The sequence below is a fragment of the Thermodesulfobacteriota bacterium genome (assembly GCA_035559815.1).
In the GTDB taxonomy this organism is placed as follows: domain Bacteria; phylum Desulfobacterota_D; class UBA1144; order Nemesobacterales; family CSP1-2; genus DATMAT01.
Map to the genome: position 1 here is coordinate 1 of DATMAT010000024.1, position 20,430 is coordinate 20,430.

Below are 20,430 nucleotides of genomic sequence, written 5' to 3' on the forward strand. Positions count from 1 at the left end.
TGCTTGGATATATCCGAGATAATACGCTAGAGTCGGATAAGAGGAATGAGCGGGAACCCGCCTGCGTAGACAACCCTTCTAATCAGAGACCAATTCTTGGAGCGGGCTGAAGCAAATACTCTCCCGTTAAGAAACTGCACCACCGTCCAGGATGAGAGTAAGGAAATATTCATATGGTTTGTCTTGGCAGCGGGTTCTAGATAGATTTCGAAGCCCCTCGAGCGTAAATCCCAGTGCATAATACTCTCGGATTCAAGCATGGACTCAAGCTCAGGACCGTAGCCGAGCAGAATTTCCCGCTTGTAGCTGGAGTTGTGCCCGGGTAGATGAGAGGCTTTTCCTGAAGGGGCGGGGTCTAACCAGGGCCCGTATTCAATGAGAAGATTTGCACAACTGATAGCGCATTGGGGATTGGCATTTCTCATAACTGGCCCGACTGCTGCCCATGGCTTATCATGTGCTCTGATTAGAGCCTCGGCCCAACTCGGGTCGGGGTACGAATGGTCTTCCGTAAGTGCGACGATTGGGGCACTAGCATGTCTAATACCGGTTGCTCTGGCTCGAGCATGTGAGTTAATCTCGCCGACCTCGACCACTCGAAACCGGAAGAATTCCTGTAATTCCGACTCATTCAGGTTAAGTGTTTTCTCCGAAGGAGCCACAATCACGATTTCCAGCTTCTCTCTGACCGTCTGTGCCCGTAGGTGATTTATAGTCTTGCGGATAGTCTGGTAGTCATCTGGCGTGACAAGAATGACTGACATCTCAGGATTAGAAAAATCATTCATGATTCATCTCTACTCACTTATTAGGGTTCGAATAATGCAGGGAACACAGATTTGCGTTCTCTAAAGCCATGGCCGTGATAATAGACTGTTGTGGTGTTTGATTTTAGCTTAATTCCCAAAAGTAATAAACCACTCTTCATAAGAAGTTGAAAAAAAGTTGGGGCTATCTTCAGATTTGAATCCTCAGATCTGACCTTACCGTTCTGATTTCCCTGGGCGCTTGGGTAACTTTGACCGGCATTCCCAGAGAGGCCGACTGGGCAGTAGCAAGAGCGATTTTGACTGCGGCCATTCCATCCTGAAGAGTGCAATCCACCGGGGTGTTGTTCTTTATGGACAAGAGAAAATTCTCCCATTCGGCCCGAAAGGAAGCCATGAACTCTCCACCTCGGCGCATCGTGGTGACGGCCTGGTGCAAATTTGAGACAGTTTTCGCCGCTTTCTTAGCCCTTGCCGAGATTGCTCCAGGCGTACGCAGTATCGGTTGAAATTCCAGGCCGTCGAAGCGGTAGCAGGATATTAAAAGGCTGCCTTTTCGCCCGTGAATTTCTATCTCGTTGTTGTTGCTGGTTAGCTCTGAGAAAAATGAGGAAACAATAGCTCCATTGGCCATTCGGGCATTTACCGCGGCGATTTGGTCATCCCATTCCAAAGAACGGGTCAAAGCATAAACCTCTTCCACTTCACTCTCTAATAGAAATCGCCAGAGGTCGAAGTGGTGTATGGCAATCTCAATAAGCGTTCCGCCTCCCTCTTCCCGTTTATTTCTCCACGCGGGCATGTTCCGGTAATGGCGGACATCGCTGGTCCAGGTACTCCGTATTGATTCGATTTTACCGAGAGCCCCCTCCCGGATCATTTTTCGGGCCTCTCTGACCAGGCGATGACAGCGGAGGTTAAAGCCCACTGTGGCCTGGCCAGGGGAGACGTTAGCCTTTTCTATAAGGAGTTCTATCTCCCCCATGGTGAGGGCGAGAGGTTTCTCGATGAAGGTATGTTTCCCGGCATCGAGGGCAGCAATAGCAATCTCCGCATGTGATTTTGCCGGTACACACACGGCAACAACCTCTACTTCATTATTTTTTAAGAGCTCCATAAAGTCGGTATATCGGTTTTTAATGCCGTGCTCATTTCCAACCTGACTCAAACGGTGTTGGTCTATATCCGCTATCGCCACTACCTCGGCATAGGGCAGGGATTTCAGCGCTGGAAGATGCAGTGTCCCTCCTGCCCATCCACATCCGATTATACCTACCTTTATCGGAACGTTTTTATTCACGGTGACTTAAACCTTTAAGTGCCAGCTTATAGTTGTCCTTTATTCTCCTATAAAAACTTTCGTACAAGAAGCCGGCGGCGTTGGCTATTTGTGATATCACCAGTAAAACCGCAACAAAAAACGCTTCCCGTTTTTCAAACTTGGAGAACGGATAGTGTATCAAATTTAGATAAAAGAATAAAGGCTCGATCCGGATGCCTTTGCTGTGTCGGCGGGCGCGCGCCTGGTGATAATAGAAAGCTCCACGCCCATAGTTGAAATGCTGGTGTAGGAAACTGCCAAAGGTGAGAAAATGAGAGTGATATACTACCGCATTCGGTATATAGTACATTTTATAACCGTGATAAAGCCAACGGTCGCAAAGCTCGCGGTCCTCGGCAGTAGCCCGTAAGGTAGTTACGTCGAAACCGCCTAGGTCTCTGAAAAGAACAGCCGACAGTGCCATATTGTTTGAAGTGAAAAAGCGTGATTGGTCAAATCTATCGTTATAGTAAGTGTACAGGTAGTGAACCAGGGTCTGGCTGGATGTTGAAAATAGGTTTTCGGGAAGAGCGTTAACAGTATATCCACCGATCAAACAGGTCGGGTTTTCGATTAGTGCATCAGCTAATTCTTTCAGCCAATTTGAAGAGGCCATGCAGTCATCATCGATGAAGGACAGGAATTCTCCCTTAGCATTGATGGCACCTAGGTTTCGAGCCGAAGCCGGGCCTGTATTCTTCTGGGTAACTAGTTTTATATCCAGTTGGCCGTCAAACATTTCGACTAAATCTTTAAGAGATACCGAGCCGCCGTCATCAACTACGATTACCTCAAAACGATTGCGTGGATAGTCTAGACCAGCAATTGAGCGGAGACAGGCTTTTAACTGTTCAGGGCGATTGTAGGTCGGGATGATTATCGAGAAAAATAATGATTTTTCTGACATAATCTTGTAATCAACTTACTTGGCAAGTCCTAATTTCCTTAAACTCCATTGAAGCCTGATTTTGAGTGACCAGATTTGATGTCTCACTTCCGGCGGTATCATATGGCCTAGTTGTACATTGAATATGTTTGAATTTGGTGTATTGGTTATTAGGCTGGCTACGTAGGAAAAGGATGAGCTCTCATCCAGGATCAAATAATCGCACGACGCCAGTAAATACAGGTCAACCAGGGCTTCGATCCCGTGCATCAGTCGGTCCGGCGATTCCGGATTACGGTGCATGGATTTTCCGGATGATGGATACCACTTCTCCGTGCTGATTACATTCCGGTATCTATCGAGGAATATATTCTCTATTTCTTTGTTGTCTGTTGCCAGAAAGATTTGCAGATTGGGTTCACGTCTGATTAGGGTTTCGAGCCTGCCCAAGATGGCTGAGATCCGGGCCTTTTTATCCATGTAACGAACATGCACGCCAACCGTCTTTTGATTGAACCTCTTTAACTTGAATTGTTTCACCCGTTCTTGAATCAAGGAATGGGGCTTTAAATTTTTCTGAAGTATGCTTCTCAGTATGGCTTTTGTGCTTAGCCTACTTAGTTCTTGGTAAGAGCCCTTGAAATGTCTTCTCATTATGTATACCTGCTCGACGTATGACCACATAACTAAAACATCCTCCGGGTAGTCCAGCCGGGACAGGTCTACTGAGAATGCGCGCCATGTTTCCGGATAGCGCAAAGAGGCTTCCGGATAAAGCAGAATCATATCTAGCGCGGACTGGTGCAAGTGGCCTCGCCATATGCCTGGTCTTACCGAGTCTGTAGCTGGAATCTCATCCATCTGGCCGGTCAATGGGCACTGAAATAAGCTGCTAAAGACATTGGAACCGTCGTTAGAATAGGCATCGTCACTCCAGTCGACAATCAATCTGCGCCCGGTAAGCCGCGCATATAGAATTGCCGACAGGAGGCAAAGTATTCGGTTGCCCAAGCCGGCCCTGCCTTTGACCAACAAAAATTTATCTTCACTCATTTTGGCAATGAAGGATTCTGCTTGGGCTGTAATTGGGAGCTAAAGAAGGACCGCAAGAACTCCCGTTCGCTGCTGTTGAATTCTCCCAGCATTCTGTATCCCAGGGTGATCACTGTGGTTATTGCCAGAAGCTTTAGAATTACCAAGGCACCAGGGGTCTGCCAGAAGGTCGCTGCTGAATAGGCTAGCGCCGAGAGAAAAAGGGTCCTTGCCACCGTGCCCAGACGAGGATAGACCCTCCATAATGAGTACACTGCGACCATGGCGGCCAGGGCACCTCCGGAGGCAACTAAAGTGGTGACTAAGGCTGCTCCTAAAGCCCCGTATTCCGGAATCATCAATAAATGACCTATCCCAGCTATTATCAGTACCGGGCCGCCGATGGCTAAAGTCCATCCTGGCCGCTCAGCCGATATCATGATGATGGCGGCGACGGTTATGATTACGATTGCCACTTTGGCAAATATCAATAAAGATAGCAAAGGGGCTGTGGCGGCGAAGGCTTGACCGAAGACTAAAGCCACAACCTCCCGGGCGGCCCCGGAAGCCATGGCGGCAAATGGGAGCATGCATAAAATCAACCGCATGGCGTCGCCGCCCATCTTCCGAGCAGTTTTTATTTGCTCTGATTTTATCAAATGACCTAGTGAAGAAAGCAGGAGAGGGGAAAAAGAAGTGGCGAAGATAGTGGGAATTATAGAAAGGTTTTGTGCCGCACCGTAGATGCCGGCGTCATTTGCTGTCCCGCCCAGGGCCTTCAGGGCAAATACGTCTATACTGCTGAAGAGCTGCATGAAGATCGCAAAGAAGAGCAGTGGGGGAGCATAGCTCAAGAGTTTTCTCACCGGGAAAACCGATTTAGAGAGCAAGGATGGACGGACGTATAATCGATAGACGAAAAGCTCGACCACGGTAGCGCCTATACTGCCGAGTATAGCACCGGACACGGAGAGACCCATTTCCACGAACAATACAATCAAAAACAGCCTGGCCGGCCAGCGAATGGCGCTGGCCACAGCCCTGTCCCGAAAATGTCCTATACCGATGATAATACTGCGATGGGCCTGAACCAGGCTAAGGACTAACACTTCAAACGCGAATAGCTTCAAGTAGGTCTCGAGCTTGGGCTCGTCTAAGAATGAGGCAATAAGTTTAGACAATGACCAAAATAAAATAGCGGTACACACTCCGGTGATTAAGTGTAAGCGAAGGGAGGCGGTGGCAACCTGCCGCCAATCATTTGTCTCACTGACGAATTTTATAGTCGAGCGAGTGAACAAGGAATTTGCGAACACCGACGCCCAAAGGAATAACGTGATGGACAGTGTGAATAGGCCATATCCCCCCGGGCCTAGCGTACGCGTCAGAAAGACCGTGGTTATAAAACCGGTAGGAAGGATTAATGCCTCGGCTAAAAAGAGCCTAACCGTCCCGTCCGCTAAATGACGAAATGGATTACCGAATGATTTACCCATCTAGAGATAAGAGACGAATCCAAGTCTCATTTTGATTTTCGTGCTTATTTAGAACGCATGAGCTATGTCTGAAGATTGTCCTGTTTTTTCCAGTCTGGCTTGATATAGGAGAAAAATCAGCATTAGTCCCCAGATGATTGCCTGTCCGGTCATCATCGGCCCGTCCCAGGGCGGCGTGACCAGTAGGCGTAGAGGGGCAAGGACAGAACACCATGCCATTATCAGCAACCCTACGGCGAGGACGTCACTCCCATCCGGATAAGGCCCTCGCTTGGCGATTCGAAAAAGGGTGATCATGGGAAGAATAATCAGTAGGTCGTCATACCATCGATGATAGGTCCAGATGCGAGCCATGATGGCTGATACACCTATCAAAAGCCATATATCGACGCGGCGATAGAGATATACCCAGATTCCCAGTCCTCCTAGAGCAATCAGAGAGACCCATTTATTTATGTTTAATCTCAAGAATTCGTTTGTTCCAAAGAGGGCTACCCAGCTATGCAGGTTTGAATACCCTCCGCTCACCGCACCCCATGCCGACCCGCTTTGGCCTATACTTATCCATCTTGCGATTAATGACAGCGTAGAACCGTCTTGAAACCAGGAAGCTATAAGGGTAAGAGTGAGATAAATCAGCACGACTAATACAGCCGCCCTTATCCTGCCGGGGACAAAGAGAACGATCCAAAAAAAGGGTGCGGTTATGCTCGGACTCACCAGAGCTATCGCTATCAGAAATGAACCCAATAAATCCTGACGCCATTTTCCCTCACGCTTTATCCAGAATAGTCCGGTCAAGAGTACGGGCAGAATGTGTAGTATAAGCTGGCCGTTGCCAATAGCTATGCCGGTGGCATACATGGACAAGGGGAGAAGTGCAATGAAGGCCTGCTCCAGCTTTGTTTTTGCCAGGCTTTCCCGTAGGAGTATGTAAACAAGCCATCCCAGCATGAATACCGAGGTTATGGCCCAAAGCCACCGCACCTCTTTGAAAGGCAGCCATCCGACTAAAGGCCATAATATGGTGTGTGAGGCAGGGGGATAAACTGCATGGGTTAATAGGCCGTAAACGGGTTCTCCGGCAAACCAGAATTTTACCTCCCAATAGCGATAGCGGAGGTCTATGGCTGATTTGAGGCCCTTATGCAGGGTTAAGCGATAGAACTCGTTTTCAAGCCTGATAAAGGAAGCGGCTAGCATGAGTGCTACCGCCAGCAAAAATAGCTTTGTACGGTGGTTTATCCACCAGTCACGGACTATCTGAACGTTTTTTTGACCTAGAATCACTTACACGCCTTTTAGTATCGATTCCAAACCTAAGAAGCCGACGAACCGATTTAAGCATTGGGTATCTACGGTTACTATGGAAAAATGAGAAAATAGTATTTTGGCCGGTTTACTGAACGTATCCCAGCGATCTCAGTTTTCTTATTGTTTCCTCCGAGGGTTCGTGCCGCTCGTTGGGGTATTTCGCTCGATTATTCGATGTGCTGTTACTAATTTCGTTCATTATGTCCATCAGCTCAGAAGCTTTTCCCCCCTCGTTCTGGATTTGATTGTTGAGTTCCTTTGGGTCTTCCGCAATTTTGTAATACTCCAAGGATGTGTCTCCGAGGTCGGGGTCGATGAGTTTCCCCTCAACTGACTGAATCGACCGGCCGAATATTATTCGTGTATGTGGAAATTCGCTGAAAGCCATTCGTCCCCAGTCTTCGTCGTTAGTCTGAGCTTGGCGAGGAGAGCTTAGCTCTGGGGCCTTGGTGTCTTCTTTTTTCACCATCGGCAGGAGGGAGGCTCCTCTTAATCCTGCTTTATCGTATTCAACTTCGACCAGGTCGAGGATTGTGGGCATTAAGTCTACGGTTCTCACCAGTTCCTTTACCGTTTTACCTTTAGGGAGACGGTTTGGCGCATGTATGATTAAGGGTACATGCAGCAACTCATTATAAAGAGAGTTGCCATGCTCCCATAACCCGTGCTCCCAGAAACCCTCGCCGTGGTCGGATAATAAGATAACGATAGAATCATTGTCTAGGTTTAATCTCCGGATCTCTTTGAGGATAAGTCCGACAACATCATCGGCTAGTTTTACCTCTCCGTCGTACATGTTTATAACATATTGCCTGTTTTCGGAACTGACCTCATATGTGCCCCGCCCGAAGTAATTGTCGTAGGGTGATGGTGGTTCGTAGGGCTGATGAGGATATATCAAATGGACGTAGGTGAATAACGGGTTTCCCTGACGTCCTTCCAGCAGGGTGTTTAGTTGTGCCAGTATCTTTTCGGCATCGGTCTCCCGCCACCCCACCCAGGGCCCATCGACATAGTATAATGCGGAGAAGATATCAAAGCCCTGGCCGAAACGCCTGTACGTCACTCCGGGATGGTCGGATGCCGCCACGGCGAAGTATCCATTGGCGGACAGAATCTCAGCCAACGCATCGACACCGGACGGAAGGGCTTGCCTTATGGCTACTTTGTGACGGCTTGGTTCCCACACATCCGAGGGATAAAGACCGGTGAAAAGGGTGAGTATTGAAGGGTCCGTCCAGGGAGCTTGTGAGAAGGCCTTTTCAAACCGAACCCCTTCAAGAGCCAGCCTGTCTATGTTTGGGCTGGTGGAGCGTTCATATCCATAACAGCCGAGATGGTCGGGCCTCAAGGTGTCCACCAATATGATGAATATGTTCGGCCGGTTAGTCGAGTTGGTGATAAAGAGGTCGCTCCAGTAGGCTTTGACGGATTGGTCGGTTGTCGCGCTCTTTTCCTTGCTGGAGTGTTCCGTAGTAACATCGAACTTAAGATTAACCTCTTGACCGGCAAAGGCGCTCAGGTCAAGTGAGACGTTCTTCCATCCGATGTGCTCGGTGGGCAGCCGAAGGTCTAGGAGGTTTTCTCTACCGGATTTGTTTGACACCTGAACGCTAAACTTTAAATCAGCGGCAATTGTATGATCGCGCTCTTGGTTAATTCCAAACCAAAGATGGCCGTCTTTAGGAACAAACAGTCGATAAGAGAAGTTAAAGGGTGCGATGCCGGTGATTGCATTTCGCTGCTGTCCGTCAAGATTAACCGACGTCTTGATGATTTGATGTTCGGTATCGGTTTTAAATTCCATATCCAGCAGCCTCACCGGTAACCCTTTTTGGTTGGAACCTCCTTTACCTCCGGTTGTTGAGGAATAATGCAATATAACGGGCTTATATTCGGTGATGCTTCGTTGTCTCGGTTTCTTCTCGATGAAAAACTGCCTGTATAGGCTATAGGTCTGGCGCATCATCCTTTTAGTTTTGACCGGCTCCAGATAACTAAAACCAATGGCAAAAAACGAAAACAATAAAATTAGCGAAACGGTCAAAATAGCAGACTTTCTAAGCGGGCTAAACTTCATCATAACGGTGCTGCTACCAGATTAACTATGGGGGTTTTAACAATAATTACCAATTTTACAACTTTCTTAGCATTTATCTCATTATTGTTTATTCTTTGGTCTGTTTGAATATCAGGTGTTCATTGATCTGGAGCTTGGCGGTTACAGGTTCAATCTGCTATCGAAGCTTTGGGATGGATATCGCCCGGCAATTGGTAATTATATAAGGGAGAGACCGACTCTCCAGCCAGTGCAGATCTCTCCATTGCCTCGATTACCGCAAGACTGCGATATGCATCCTCAATGTCCGGATGAATGCCCGGGTTTCCCGATTTTGCTGCTGAAACAAATGAATTTGAAGCAAGCAGGAATGACGGTTCCCCCATAGGACGAATGACTCGTTTAAAGCCTGAGAGTATATAACTGAGCCCGGGTTTTATTTGTTCGACGCGGCCATATTCGTAAGTTGGCGCCGTTAACTTGAAATCGGCAGAATACCGGTCTAACAGGGGCTTCCCGGATTGACCATAGATTTCAAGACGATCCTCATCTGCGGCGCTGAGTGAGAAGAAGGACTGCACCGGTAAGCCTCTAGCTAGTCGCATTTCTACTACAGCGCTGTCATCTTCGCTCAGTTGCGACCACAACTTCACCGAGACCTCGATGATTTCTTCTTCAAAGAGAAAATAAATCATATGTACGTGATGAGAAGCCCGGTCAAGCAATACGCCCCCTCCGCTTTGCCTAGTCCTTGTCCACAAGGGCAATTCACGCGCTGCCGAGGAAAAGACGGTTCGAACACAAGCTAAATTTCCCAGCCGTCCGGATTAAATATGCTTTTTTGTGGTCGTATGGAGCAGGCTGAAACGGTAATTAAATCCAATCATCCCAACTGTTCCGGCTTTTCCCAGGCTCTCAAAACTAGAAGAGCATCGGCAGTACCGTTAGCAATTAGCTTCTTCAGGTAAACGTGTTTACCGGCCTCGAAAGCAGCTATGGCGGACTGAGCTTGTAGAGCATGGGGAAGACAGATAATGATAGCTTCCATTTCCTTCATTTTTAGGAGGTGGTGATAATCATCAAAAATAGCCGCTTTTGGCGCAAGCCTTCTGGCTTCTTCCCGACGTGTCGGGTCTGACTTGGCAATCCGGACAAATTCTGCTCCGGGGAAACCAGCCAAGTTGTTAAGATGCACTAACTGGGCGATGCGCCCAAAGCCAAGAAGTCCTATCCTTAGGACGGACATTAGTCGTTATCTTGCCTCGTGGTTTTTAAATATATTAAAATTATCAAATTGTTCATATATCGGGCCTTATGATTAGACTTAAAGGTGGCGGTACACTATCCATAACAATTGCTCGGGTTCTGAAATCAAGGTGCTTTCCCATTTGCCTTTTAATGGACTGCTAAACTGAGGATACGAGAAAGAATATGGGTGAATGAAAATTATAGGTATTTTATCAATTACCTACTATCGAGCCGAGGTTTTGTACGGCTCTCGGTCAAATTAGTCCACTTGGTATGAAGAGCGCCCCAGAGAAATCCCAGTTTATTGGAAATCTCGAATAAAAACATAAAGGGAAGATAAAGTATGAATTCGCCCGCTGTACTAGTTTGTCGAGCTCTCCAGAATGCATCCAGCATTACTGATAACTTTCCCTTAATTCCCAAAATAGCTAAATGGGATAATCCAACGGAACTATTTGAGTACTTATTGTAATAGTTCCAGCCATGGCGCCCGCTCATAAAACACTTATAGGCAGTAGAAAGAATGCCCTGGCTATACCGGTGTTTTATCTGATGGTAGGGATAATAATATACTGGCACTCCCTTTTCACGGAGGCGCCTGGTCATGTCTGTATCCTCTCCCCTCATCAGGGATTCATCAAAAAATCCTACGATTCGGAAAACTTCCTTCCTGAAAGCGGCACCTCCAGCTGCTTCTAACTCATGTCGTGTGGTTATTCTTTCCTCAGTTACGGGAAGCCTTTGCCATCTTTTTTTCAAGGATGCCAGCCGGCTTTCCTCTGTAGTTTCTTCGACGTTCAGGCGCCTTCTCACACTGACGTCGTAATAGAAGTGGCATACTCTGCTAGCGAAATCATAATCAGCGGCTACGATTTTGAAACGCACAACCATGGCTGCCGGTTTTTCCCTAAAGAATCTGATTATAGTTTCTGCATAATCCGGCGCCAGGAGGTAGTCATCAGCCACGATCGCTACTATATCTCCAGAGGAAGCGGCAATACCTCTGTTTCTCGCCGCCGGAATTCCCTTATGAGCTTGTCTGCAGTATCTTAAGCCCGGGTGCTTCTGGGAAATATCTTTGACGATAGCATCAGTACCATCTGTCGAGCCATCATCCACGACTATAATCTCTAGATCTTCGCTCCTGATTGTCTGCGAAAACAGGGAATCCAGGCAGTCAAGAAGTAAATCTTTACGGTTGTAAGTCAGTACGATGATGGATAAAAGCGCTGATTTTTCATATGTTGTTTTCGAATCTATTCTGGAGAAATTACCCATCAGTACAGGCCACTCAAACTTGTCTATATTTGCACGATAAAGGCAGAGCGTTTGTATCAATAGGGACTGATTTTACTGACCCTATCTCTTAGCTTCCAGTATTTCATGCTGAGGCGCCAAACGAGCCCGAGCAAGATTGCCAGGTAAGGATAGTCCTGCCTTATATCAAGTCTATGTGCTTCCTGGTCGGCAATAATAAGTTCCAAATTATGTTTTTTCCTTAAATAATACTCACCCTTGCTATACCATATTCTCTGCTTTATAAAACTAACCAGCGAATCCCGACAGTCGTAATGGGCGACGATATCATCGGATTTATAAATGTCGATCTTCTTTTCTCTGAAACGGAGGTAAAGGTCATAATCCTCTCTCGATGGAAGAGATTGGTCAAAGATGGGATTTATTTTTTTTAAGAGCGTTCTCTTAATCGAAAAGTTGCCGGATGATAACCTATTTACTCTATAGAATTTGCAGCCTTTCCGGTTAAATGCAGCATTGTAGTTGTAGAACCAGAAGTTGGACAGATAACTGTCCCTCAGTTTTTTAAGATTGCCGTTGACCACCAAAGCCTCAGGGTGCTCTTTATGTACTCTAATAGTTTCCAGGACATAATTCGGTTCGAGTATGCAATCATCATCCAGAAAAACGATAATTTCGCCGGTACATCGACTCAATCCATAATTTCTGGCGAAGCTTGGCCCCCGGTTTCTCTCTAACCAAAAAAACTTGAGGAAAGAATACTCGTCTCTGTCCCAAAGATTCCGAATTCTGTCCACCACTGCCTGCTGGCTATGATCATCGACGACCAATATTTCGACGCTATTTTCGAGAAGGTTCTTTCGGACTTGAGGAACCAAGGAATTCAATAAACTGGTCAGCTTGTCCGACCGGTTATAGGTGGGAATAACGATCGAAATCATCATGAGTTCATCACACTGACTATGGCCTCTTCGGGAAGAGCGTAAATCCAGGTGAGTCCACGGCGCAGGATAAAGGGATTCCCGAATATGTCTCGAAATTGAAGTGGGCCCCCGCTGTGGATTTTGTGCCAAGTGGCTTCCTCTGGATGAGGGCCACACCAGACCTGGGCTGGTCCTTCTCCACAAGTATTGATTCGCAATCTCCCTTTGACGTCTCCGGGTATTCTGGTGGTGGGAACCCAGACCAAAACCAAATTGGTGATGATGAGATTTGGGTCTCGTGTAGCGTCCTCACCCATAGGCGTATTTAGAACGGAGCGTCTAAATCCCTTTACTTTTTTGTCCCAGTCAAATTGTTCGGGATAGGGAGCTCCGGGATGCGAATGAATTAGAACTCGGACTCCCTTAGAAATCTCCTCATTATGGGCGGGTTCATCGCGGAAGGAGGGCTGGAGTTCAGGGCAGTAATGGGATAGCGAATCCGGGTCATTTATTCTTGATTCCTCAAGACTCTGGGGAAGATTAAGCTTAAGCTCATAGAGCTTGTCGAAGATCCTTCTCGGCAAGACAAATATATGGTGGGGAGGAGTTCTCCCGTCTTCTGTCACCAGTATGGGTGCATTCTGAATAACCTCAGGCTGCCCTGTTTCGTGCTGACGGTAGAGGCATTCGAGGTCTATCACCTGCTCCGGATGTTCAAGACGGATCCGGGCCTCAGGACTTCCTCCACAGTGGACAAAGAATGGCTGGAAGGCTTCTGCCCAGTCTATAAAGTATGGACGGGCACTCCGTACCGGTCCGACAACGCTATTAAAGTCTCGAGAAAAGACGGGCATAAGACGTGTCAAGCCTCCTTCGACGGGTGCCCCGATCACCAGTGATGCAGATGCTAATCCTCTTTGCGGATGCGAGCGACCCGAATTATCTAACATTACGGCCACTGGCCTACGTCCCCGATTCTCCTCAGAAACGGGCAATCCGCACCAGGGATCTGTTTCACCTTTATCGCTCACAACCTTGGCTTTCTTTGTTATTACCGATATGGATGCGCCGTGTGTTTCCGGGAGTATCCAGTCAAACGCTGCGCTGAAGGCGAAGGTTTCAGGCAACCAGCGATCGGCAAGCCGGTGATATTCCATGAGTAAAAGGTATAAAGGCCGGTATAGCAAACGCGACTTGAGAGCCATTTTGCATCCGAGTAAGTAAAGACGAAGTGCCAAGGACTTTCGGCCAAGTTCGTTGTTGAACATCCAAAGAGCCGTCACCGGCTGGAGCAAGCTACTCTTGTTGACCGCGACTGTTTCGTTCTCCACAAAACCTTCACGCTGGAGCAAGAACTTAGTGTAGCGGAGCGAGCGAAGCCCGTGGTGCCCCACGGCATCTACATGGTGGCGGGCATAGAGTTCTGGGAATTGTTTTGCCCAGCGAAGAATCGGTTTGGATGAGTCCAGGTCTGTGAAGAAGATCAAACGCCCTCCCGGCCGCAATATGCGCCGTACCTCGCGCAAAGTAGCGACAAATTGCCTTTCGGGAAGGTGCTCGAACAGCCATATACTAACCACCACGTCCGCAGAATTGTCGGCAAAAGGCAGCTTGTCCACCGATGAAAGGATGACTCGATCGTATAGAGATGCAGCGCTCTTCAGAGCTGCGGTACGGTAATCCACTCCGGTTACATGCCCAAAGCCGGTTAAAAACTCCCAGCCTCCTCCACAGCCCAGGTCGACGATTTGTAATGGGTAACGCCCGGGCCGTGCCAGCATCGGTCGTAAAAGGTGGGGTATGCCCCAGTGGGAATTTCTGCGTATAACCCATCCCCACGGCTCCCAGCCATTCCACTCACGGCATGGCGATATCCAACGGTTTTCATGGGAAAGAGCACTCGCTGTGAACCGGACAATTCCGTTTTCCACCGGCCACGGCCCATGACCGGCAATGCATGCTAGTGCTCCCTGGTCATCTTTCACATCAAATACTATGACATCGTGACAATCGGGACAGACCAGGTCGTCTGTTTGAAATGGCATAGTGTGTATACCGACTTTAGTTTTTAAATTTTTTACTTTACTGCTCTGACCGCAATTAATACCTCATAGTCCGGGTCGATATAATCGAGTTCATTCTGGTCTAGCTCCTCTGCAGCTAGTCCGTGTAGTGAGGCAATTGCTGAGAGAACATTTCCATAAACTTCGATCTTGATATTTGTACTCGGAAAACATTCTTGAAATAGTAGATTTGCCGATTGGGTCGTCAGGCGCCAGTATTCTCCCCAAGGGTCAATACCCTCACGTCTGCCTATCTTACTAATACCATGAGATGTTACCAAAAGAACTCCTCCTGGTTTCAGAATGCGCCGAAGGTGCTTTAGTGCTGCGCGAATATCGTAGATCATTTGAAGAGTTTGGGTGCAGATAATGCAGTCAAAACTATCCGGGGCTATATCGTCGGCATTGGTTAAATCGGCTACGATAGTAGCCTCTGGGTTCCCTTCGACTAGATGAAGTACATCGCTCGTAGTAACCCGATCACCACCATATTTTTTTGTATAAAAACGGTCTCCCACCTCTAACACCCGTCCCCGTATGTCGGAGGCATTGGCAGATAGAAAGTGCTCGATGTAATAGCGATCTATGGGCAGGCCTCGATTTAATCCAAATATACGGCTTATGGGTGTCAACCGCCAAAGGTTATTCTGCTTTATGGCCCCTACTCGCGGCCACTGCAATCGGAATTTTTGTTGTTTTGCGCGCAACCAGTGACGCAGGTGGAATGGTAATAAGGCTGATGTGGTTGCTCTAATCCAGTCGTTAAGCAACAAACCCTCTCTTTTACCTTATCTATACTGGTTTCTTCACGCAGAGGAAACCGGCAAAGTTGTACCATTGAAAGAAGGTCTCTACGATCTCAAAACCGTTTCGCCGAAAAAGGTCAAGATTCTCATCAATGCGGTATGGGACAAGCACGTTTTCCAGTGATTCACGCTTTCGCATGATTTCATTTTCGGAGTAGCCATTACGCCTTTTGAAATCATAGTAAAAGTCTATGAAGAACCGATTCATGTGCGTTGTGTTTGTGAGTATTTTCTCCGTTACCACCAGCACACCGTCTTCAACTAGCGAGCTGTAGATTTTCTTGATCAAATTGTCCCTTTTTAGAGGGCGGATAAATTGAAGAGTAAAGCACATAGTGATTACGCTTGCGTTTTCGATGGCTAGATTTGATAGGTCTGCATTTAAATCACCATATCGCACCTCAATTCTATTCTCCAAGCCGTTCTCCTTGATCTTATACTTTGCCTGTTCGAGCATAGGAATGGAGTTATCGTATCCGATGAAGAACCCCGGTCCCTCTATCTCTCGACACAGGTTTATAAGGGTTGTGGCGGTTGAGCATCCCAGGTCATAAACATTTGTATTTGGAATCCAGAACTTCTTGCCAATCTCTTTTATCATTAATTGTTGTTCGAGATAAAAAGGTACACTTCTGACGATCATATCATCGAACACATCGGCAACCTCGGTGTTAAACACAAAATCGCTGGCCCGTGCAGAACTTATGAGGAAAACTTGGTCTCTTTTCATCTAATCACCTCCTCATAAATTTATGATAAGTTGTTAGGCACCTTGCCGACCAAGTGCCAATTTCTATACTGCTCGGGGTAAAGTTTTATATAAGTTTCCAACATACCTGCATATATAGAAACACAATTTTCCAAAGCACCTTTCCTATCTTTATCTATATCAGCATTAATTGGGTGTTCGATATTCAAGGTTGTCTTGCCACTTCCCTCCTTGATGCAGAATACAGGTAGAATGGGGGCTCCGGATAATTTTGACATACTGACCATACCGGTCGGGAAAAACTCGGTTTGACCGAGGAATCTGAGGGGAATAAATTTATGTCCGCCCTTACCATCTCCACTGATACATACTATTCCGTTTTCTTTCAATAGACTTAAAAGAGTCCTGCTGAAGGCAAGAGAATTTGAACTGGGCAAGTAGATAATCCCTGCAACAATTTTCATTTCACAGTTTTCGAAAAAGGGTCTAATCATTGAGAGCTTAACCCTGGTTGCAGCGTTTTCATTCGTCAAAAATCCTCCTAGATCATTTGCACCATGCAACTGATATATGGAAAATCCTAGACCGTGTAGGATACGTTTAGCCAAAATTCTCTTCCCAAATCCGCTACTTTCCCATAATATGACACCCATTCCTTTTTCGAGGGCTTTGTGTAAATGCTCTATACCCTTAAGTTCCGCTTCTTTCACTGCAGAGAGGTCTTCCTTTGACGGTAACCAGGAAAGAATGTATAGCCAGAATTCACGGAAGGAAGCTTTAACGATTCCTTGTCGCTGTTCAGTGGTGAGACTCCTGCCGTAGGCTAATGAGATATTTTTTTCCATCAGTCTTCTCTTTGTTCTTGAAAATGTAAATGCAGTGGAGGCAAGGATGCTAGCTAATAATTCCCGTAATCTATTTGAGGAAGACCAGCTAACTATTTTGATTAGAACAATTACAAATAGATGATAAAAATCTTTTACCGTCATCTTTTTGTTGAACTCTCTGTTTTAGACCAGCATCTGTCTTCGGATTTTGCCCGTTGGACTCTTCGGGAGGCTATCCCTGAATTCAACCACGCTTGGGATCTTGAAATCAGCGATTTTTCCCCGGCAGTACTCGACTATTTCACTCTCGGTGCAGGCGGAGTTGGAAACTATCACTGCCTTCACCTTTTCGTCTCCATAAGCGGTCGGGGAGCCGACCACCACTACCTCCTCTACTTTGGGATGGCCTTCCAGCAACTCCTCTATTTCCTGCGGGTTAATTTTGTAACCTCCTTTGTTGATGAAGAACTTCTTTCTGCCCACCAGGTAAAGAAGCCCGTCCTGCCCCCGCACCCCTAAATCTCCGGTGTAGAAATATCCGTTACGAAATACCTCTTTATTCACTTCGTCCAAGCCCTCATATCCTTTGATTGCCGCCGGGCTTTTCACAGCCAATTCTCCCATCTCGCCTGGATTGGCGACCCGCCCTTCGTCTGTGAATATCTCTACTTCTACCCCGAGAATAGGTGTACCCACCGACTCTAATGATTCTTCCGCATTAGGACTTAAATTTACGCTTATTGTTCCAGTCTCGGTCGAGCCGTAAAGTTGTCTGACGTAAATTCCAAAATTCGCATAGAATTCCTGGTTGAGTTTTTTAGGCATGGGGGCGCTTGCGGAAACACAGAGACGAAGGGATGAAAAGTCTGGACGCCGGCGAAAATTGGCCTGGGCAAGTATGCTGAACATGAAGGGCACGGCGATAAATATGCTTATTTTATTCTTTTCTATCACATCGGCGACCGTCCTGCGCTCGAATTTAGGAACGGGATAAAGGGTTGCCCCCGCCCTCATGCAGGCCATCATGGTGCGCATCAGTCCGTTTACGTGTGAGAATGGTGCTACACCTAGGAAGCGGTCTTCGTTGGTTAAGCTTAGGGTTTGAATGAGACTGTCGAGCTCAAAAATCAAATTGGCATGGGTACGGGCAATCTGCTTTGGCCTTCCGGTTGAACCGGATGAGAACTGGTACATTGCCGGAGTGTCCGGGTCAATTTCCATTCCAAACTGGGTAATCGACTCAGGCTCTCTTTGGGGCGTCGTCAGGTCATCCTCGACGAACAGTAATCTGCTTGGAGAATCTTGCATCGAGAGCACTTTACTACATAGCTTCTCGAAGTCTTTTGAAGTAACCACTACTGAAACGCCGCATACCTCGAGGAAATAAAGAAGCTCGTTTTCCTGGTAGTGGTCGTTCAGGGGAACGACGATTGCTCCCAGGGTGGAGATGGCGAAATAGCTCTTCACAAAGTCCAAGCTATTCGGCAGTAGCATGGCCACACGGTCACCTTGACGAACTCCTATGCTTCGTAATTTCGCTGCCAGTGAGGCTATACTTTTTTCCAATTGGGAATAACTGACTGTTTTATTCCCCTCCACAACGGCTACTCGTCTGCTATTTTGTCTGGCGACGTCCGCAAACATCTCTGGCAGTGTTTTCATTTGATTTACCTCCTCCTCAGAGACTAATGTTGGTTATTTGAACGCTTAATTGCTGCAAAGATGAGTGGGCAATCATTAGGTAAGCCCGTTCACCCTTCGACTGCGCTCAGGATGAGCGGATTTGCATCCGCTAGGAATGATGATAACAGGGAAAGAACTCAACCTACCGAAAATCCGGGAAAATAAATATATTGGTTGTCATTTCGAATACAGCGGAGAGAAATCATAAACGAGCAGTAAATTTTCTTTGCACGTAGCGCAGCTAATGTGCTCAGAGCAGGCTCTTGGGTATAGAAACTTCCTCTTGAATTAGCCAAGAAGGGTTCGCAGATAACCAAGTGCGATGTAGACTGTTCCTTCAATAAAATTTAACAAGACGCGGCTGTTTGATTAAATCTTGATTAGTACAAGTTTTAATGCCTTCGGGTATAAGCTTTACCGGGCACCCAGACAAGGCTTCTAACCCGTGGTTTTTTTCAAAACGTGCTCAGTCAACGTGCCGATGCTCTTCACCAGGTCCACGGTCAATTCGTTATCGCTGATTTCGATATCGAACTCTTTTTCAATTGCTGCCACCAGGGCCATAGCTTCTATAGAGTCAAGGCCGATGCCTCGTCCTAGGAGTGGGGTATCCGGGCTTATATCTGTGAGCAGAGCGGGTTTAATTTCGAATTTGGAGATTAAAATCTTTTTAATTTTTTCTTCTATCGTGTATAGCTTTTCTTTCATCATTTTGTCCATCAGGTAAGGGAAGTTGAGCCAGAAGCTAACGATTTAAATATTATTTAGAGGTCCTTTACTGTATTTCAATAACCTGCGGCCTTCGGTTAACTGAGATCTCTTTAATCAAGCTCAAATAATGCCTTAGATGAGCTTCGGCCGTAAATCTGCTCTGAAAAGCCTCGTAACCGGAGATACCTAAATTGCTTCTATACGATGGCTCCATCAGCAGGCGGTCCATGGATGTCATCAACTCTTCTTCTGTATTATAGGCTATACCACCGCCGCTCTCCTCAACAATTTCTGTCATCCCGCCAATATCCCTGACTATAACCGGCGTCTGCTGGCTGAAAGCCTCTATGATCACTAGAGGGAAAACCTCAAAGCATATCGAGGGAACTATTAGAGCCACTGCGTTTCGGTATAGAGGTCGCAACTCTCTTTGGGATAAATGGCCTAGAAATTGGATGTTAGTAGCATTCCCGGCTAATTTTCGCAAATTAGGCTCATAACTACCCTTGCCCACTATCAACAACTGTGCCTTCTTGTAGCGCCGGAAGATGGGAATGAGCGTCTGTAGCCCTTTGAGTTTTTCTAACCTTCCTACAAACAAAAAATAAGGCTGATTTAATGTCTGTCCGATAGACTCTTCAGCTATCGGTAATATAGATTCTGTCCAGTAAGGAAAAGGAGGCAGGCTTACAATAGGAATTTTAAAACCCATTTGATAGTGTATCTCTCTGCTGAAATTACTCATGGTAATAAAGGCGTCTACCTTTTTTGCTGCGGATTCCAATAGACTTGAATATCGCCACCATTGTGGAGGGCGCTTGTAGGTCAGGGTACAAAAGAAGCAATGCGGCTTTAAACAGGCCTTTCTGTTGAATCGGAATAACACGTGCGTGGGGCAGACAAGCCAGTACTCGTGCATTGTGTAGAGCTTGATACCATGGCCGTATTCCAGGATTTTCGGCCCACCGACCAGGGAGATATTGTGATAATGAATCACGTCGAAGCCCTTTTCCAAGATCCGTTTGAGCTGGCCAGACTTGAATAACGGGCATCCGGTCTGTTGAGTGGCCAGCGGAGAGAGAAAACCAAAGCGGCTCTTCAAGCCATGCACGGTCACGTTTGGATGGTCATTGTAGTTGCTCGTCGGTTCGTGATTTGCCAAGAGTCGGTATGAATCTATACAATGTATGACATCTACATAATGGCCCCGCTTGGCAAGCTCATTGGACAATTGGTGAACAAAAATTCCATCACCTCCAAAGTTGTAAGGCGGGTAGAAAGTTGTGATCATGCAAAACCGAAGCGTTCTATCCATTATTTCTTCTTAA

At 46.9% G+C, this 20,430-nt stretch carries 18 protein-coding genes; all 18 read right to left on the reverse strand.

From position 1 onward, the window contains the following. Positions 1–26: 26 nt before the first annotated feature. The 18 genes from VNN20_07385 to VNN20_07470 all read right to left on the reverse strand — a co-directional run bounded on the left by VNN20_07385 (position 27) and on the right by VNN20_07470 (position 20,417). Positions 27–788 carry a glycosyltransferase family 2 protein gene (locus VNN20_07385; protein HWP92002.1) on the reverse strand — a complete coding sequence of 254 codons (762 nt, stop codon included), beginning with the start codon at positions 786–788 and terminating at the stop codon, positions 27–29. Positions 789–957: 169 nt separating this feature from the next. After that, positions 958–2,067 (reverse strand): Gfo/Idh/MocA family oxidoreductase, encoded by a 1,110-nt coding sequence (locus VNN20_07390; GenBank protein HWP92003.1) that lies wholly within the window; start codon positions 2,065–2,067, stop codon positions 958–960. Continuing rightward, positions 2,060–2,995 carry a glycosyltransferase gene (locus VNN20_07395; protein HWP92004.1) on the reverse strand — a complete coding sequence of 312 codons (936 nt, stop codon included), beginning with the start codon at positions 2,993–2,995 and terminating at the stop codon, positions 2,060–2,062. The genes VNN20_07390 and VNN20_07395 overlap by 8 nt, the downstream gene beginning before the upstream one ends. A 15-nt stretch (positions 2,996–3,010) precedes the next feature. Next, a complete protein-coding gene (locus VNN20_07400; protein HWP92005.1) occupies positions 3,011–4,027 on the reverse strand; it encodes a nodulation protein NodZ in 1,017 nt (338 codons plus the stop codon). Next, complete coding sequence (locus VNN20_07405; protein HWP92006.1) at positions 4,024–5,502, reverse strand: oligosaccharide flippase family protein; 1,479 nt, start codon at positions 5,500–5,502, stop codon at positions 4,024–4,026. Before VNN20_07405 ends, VNN20_07400 begins: the two co-directional genes overlap by 4 nt. A gap of 48 nt (positions 5,503–5,550) precedes the next feature. Next, positions 5,551–6,792 (reverse strand): hypothetical protein, encoded by a 1,242-nt coding sequence (locus tag VNN20_07410; protein ID HWP92007.1) that lies wholly within the window; start codon positions 6,790–6,792, stop codon positions 5,551–5,553. Positions 6,793–6,901: 109 nt separating this feature from the next. Next, positions 6,902–8,899, reverse strand: a complete 1,998-nt coding sequence (locus VNN20_07415) for a sulfatase (GenBank protein ID HWP92008.1) — start codon at positions 8,897–8,899, stop codon at positions 6,902–6,904. Between the two features lie 146 nt (positions 8,900–9,045). Then, positions 9,046–9,693: a Gfo/Idh/MocA family oxidoreductase gene (locus VNN20_07420; GenBank protein HWP92009.1), complete on the reverse strand. Its 648-nt coding sequence runs from the start codon at positions 9,691–9,693 to the stop codon at positions 9,046–9,048. A gap of 65 nt (positions 9,694–9,758) precedes the next feature. Then, on the reverse strand, positions 9,759–10,121 hold the full coding sequence (locus VNN20_07425; protein ID HWP92010.1) for a Gfo/Idh/MocA family oxidoreductase: 363 nt from the start codon (positions 10,119–10,121) through the stop codon (positions 9,759–9,761). Positions 10,122–10,339: 218 nt separating this feature from the next. Beyond that, a complete protein-coding gene (locus tag VNN20_07430; protein HWP92011.1) occupies positions 10,340–11,401 on the reverse strand; it encodes a glycosyltransferase in 1,062 nt (353 codons plus the stop codon). Between the two features lie 56 nt (positions 11,402–11,457). Beyond that, positions 11,458–12,324 (reverse strand): glycosyltransferase family 2 protein, encoded by an 867-nt coding sequence (locus VNN20_07435; GenBank protein HWP92012.1) that lies wholly within the window; start codon positions 12,322–12,324, stop codon positions 11,458–11,460. Next, a complete protein-coding gene (locus VNN20_07440; protein HWP92013.1) occupies positions 12,321–14,348 on the reverse strand; it encodes a DUF3048 domain-containing protein in 2,028 nt (675 codons plus the stop codon). The genes VNN20_07435 and VNN20_07440 overlap by 4 nt, the downstream gene beginning before the upstream one ends. 32 nt (positions 14,349–14,380) lie before the next feature. After that, complete coding sequence (locus VNN20_07445; protein HWP92014.1) at positions 14,381–15,046, reverse strand: methyltransferase domain-containing protein; 666 nt, start codon at positions 15,044–15,046, stop codon at positions 14,381–14,383. Between the two features lie 112 nt (positions 15,047–15,158). Next, the gene (gene cmoA / locus VNN20_07450) at positions 15,159–15,902 is read right to left on the reverse strand and encodes a carboxy-S-adenosyl-L-methionine synthase CmoA (protein ID HWP92015.1); all 744 of its coding nucleotides are present in this window, start codon (positions 15,900–15,902) and stop codon (positions 15,159–15,161) included. A 20-nt stretch (positions 15,903–15,922) separates the two neighbouring features. Then, entirely contained in the window at positions 15,923–16,870 is a 948-nt protein-coding gene (locus tag VNN20_07455; GenBank protein ID HWP92016.1) for a hypothetical protein, read from the reverse strand. A 21-nt stretch (positions 16,871–16,891) separates the two neighbouring features. Beyond that, on the reverse strand, positions 16,892–18,370 hold the full coding sequence (locus VNN20_07460) for a class I adenylate-forming enzyme family protein (GenBank protein HWP92017.1): 1,479 nt from the start codon (positions 18,368–18,370) through the stop codon (positions 16,892–16,894). Positions 18,371–18,829: 459 nt separating this feature from the next. After that, the gene (locus tag VNN20_07465) at positions 18,830–19,102 is read right to left on the reverse strand and encodes a phosphopantetheine-binding protein (protein ID HWP92018.1); all 273 of its coding nucleotides are present in this window, start codon (positions 19,100–19,102) and stop codon (positions 18,830–18,832) included. Positions 19,103–19,166: 64 nt separating this feature from the next. Beyond that, positions 19,167–20,417 carry a glycosyltransferase family 4 protein gene (locus VNN20_07470; protein ID HWP92019.1) on the reverse strand — a complete coding sequence of 417 codons (1,251 nt, stop codon included), beginning with the start codon at positions 20,415–20,417 and terminating at the stop codon, positions 19,167–19,169. Positions 20,418–20,430: the final 13 nt, after the last annotated feature.

Bases quoted from the DNA above. Each gene is read 5' to 3' on its own strand.
- VNN20_07435 (HWP92012.1), bottom strand. From the start codon at position 12,324: ATGATGATTTCGATCGTTATTCCCACCTATAACCGGTCGGACAAGCTG.
- VNN20_07440 (HWP92013.1), bottom strand. From the start codon at position 14,348: ATGCCATTTCAAACAGACGACCTGGTCTGTCCCGATTGTCACGATGTC.
- VNN20_07465 (HWP92018.1), bottom strand. From the start codon at position 19,102: ATGATGAAAGAAAAGCTATACACGATAGAAGAAAAAATTAAAAAGATT.
- VNN20_07405 (HWP92006.1), bottom strand. From the start codon at position 5,502: ATGGGTAAATCATTCGGTAATCCATTTCGTCATTTAGCGGACGGGACG.
- VNN20_07455 (HWP92016.1), bottom strand. From the start codon at position 16,870: ATGACGGTAAAAGATTTTTATCATCTATTTGTAATTGTTCTAATCAAA.
- cmoA (HWP92015.1), bottom strand. From the start codon at position 15,902: ATGAAAAGAGACCAAGTTTTCCTCATAAGTTCTGCACGGGCCAGCGAT.
- VNN20_07470 (HWP92019.1), bottom strand. From the start codon at position 20,417: ATGGATAGAACGCTTCGGTTTTGCATGATCACAACTTTCTACCCGCCT.
- VNN20_07430 (HWP92011.1), bottom strand. From the start codon at position 11,401: ATGGGTAATTTCTCCAGAATAGATTCGAAAACAACATATGAAAAATCA.
- VNN20_07395 (HWP92004.1), bottom strand. From the start codon at position 2,995: ATGTCAGAAAAATCATTATTTTTCTCGATAATCATCCCGACCTACAAT.
- VNN20_07460 (HWP92017.1), bottom strand. From the start codon at position 18,370: ATGAAAACACTGCCAGAGATGTTTGCGGACGTCGCCAGACAAAATAGC.
- VNN20_07415 (HWP92008.1), bottom strand. From the start codon at position 8,899: ATGATGAAGTTTAGCCCGCTTAGAAAGTCTGCTATTTTGACCGTTTCG.
- VNN20_07400 (HWP92005.1), bottom strand. From the start codon at position 4,027: ATGAGTGAAGATAAATTTTTGTTGGTCAAAGGCAGGGCCGGCTTGGGC.
- VNN20_07385 (HWP92002.1), bottom strand. From the start codon at position 788: ATGAATGATTTTTCTAATCCTGAGATGTCAGTCATTCTTGTCACGCCA.
- VNN20_07425 (HWP92010.1), bottom strand. From the start codon at position 10,121: ATGTCCGTCCTAAGGATAGGACTTCTTGGCTTTGGGCGCATCGCCCAG.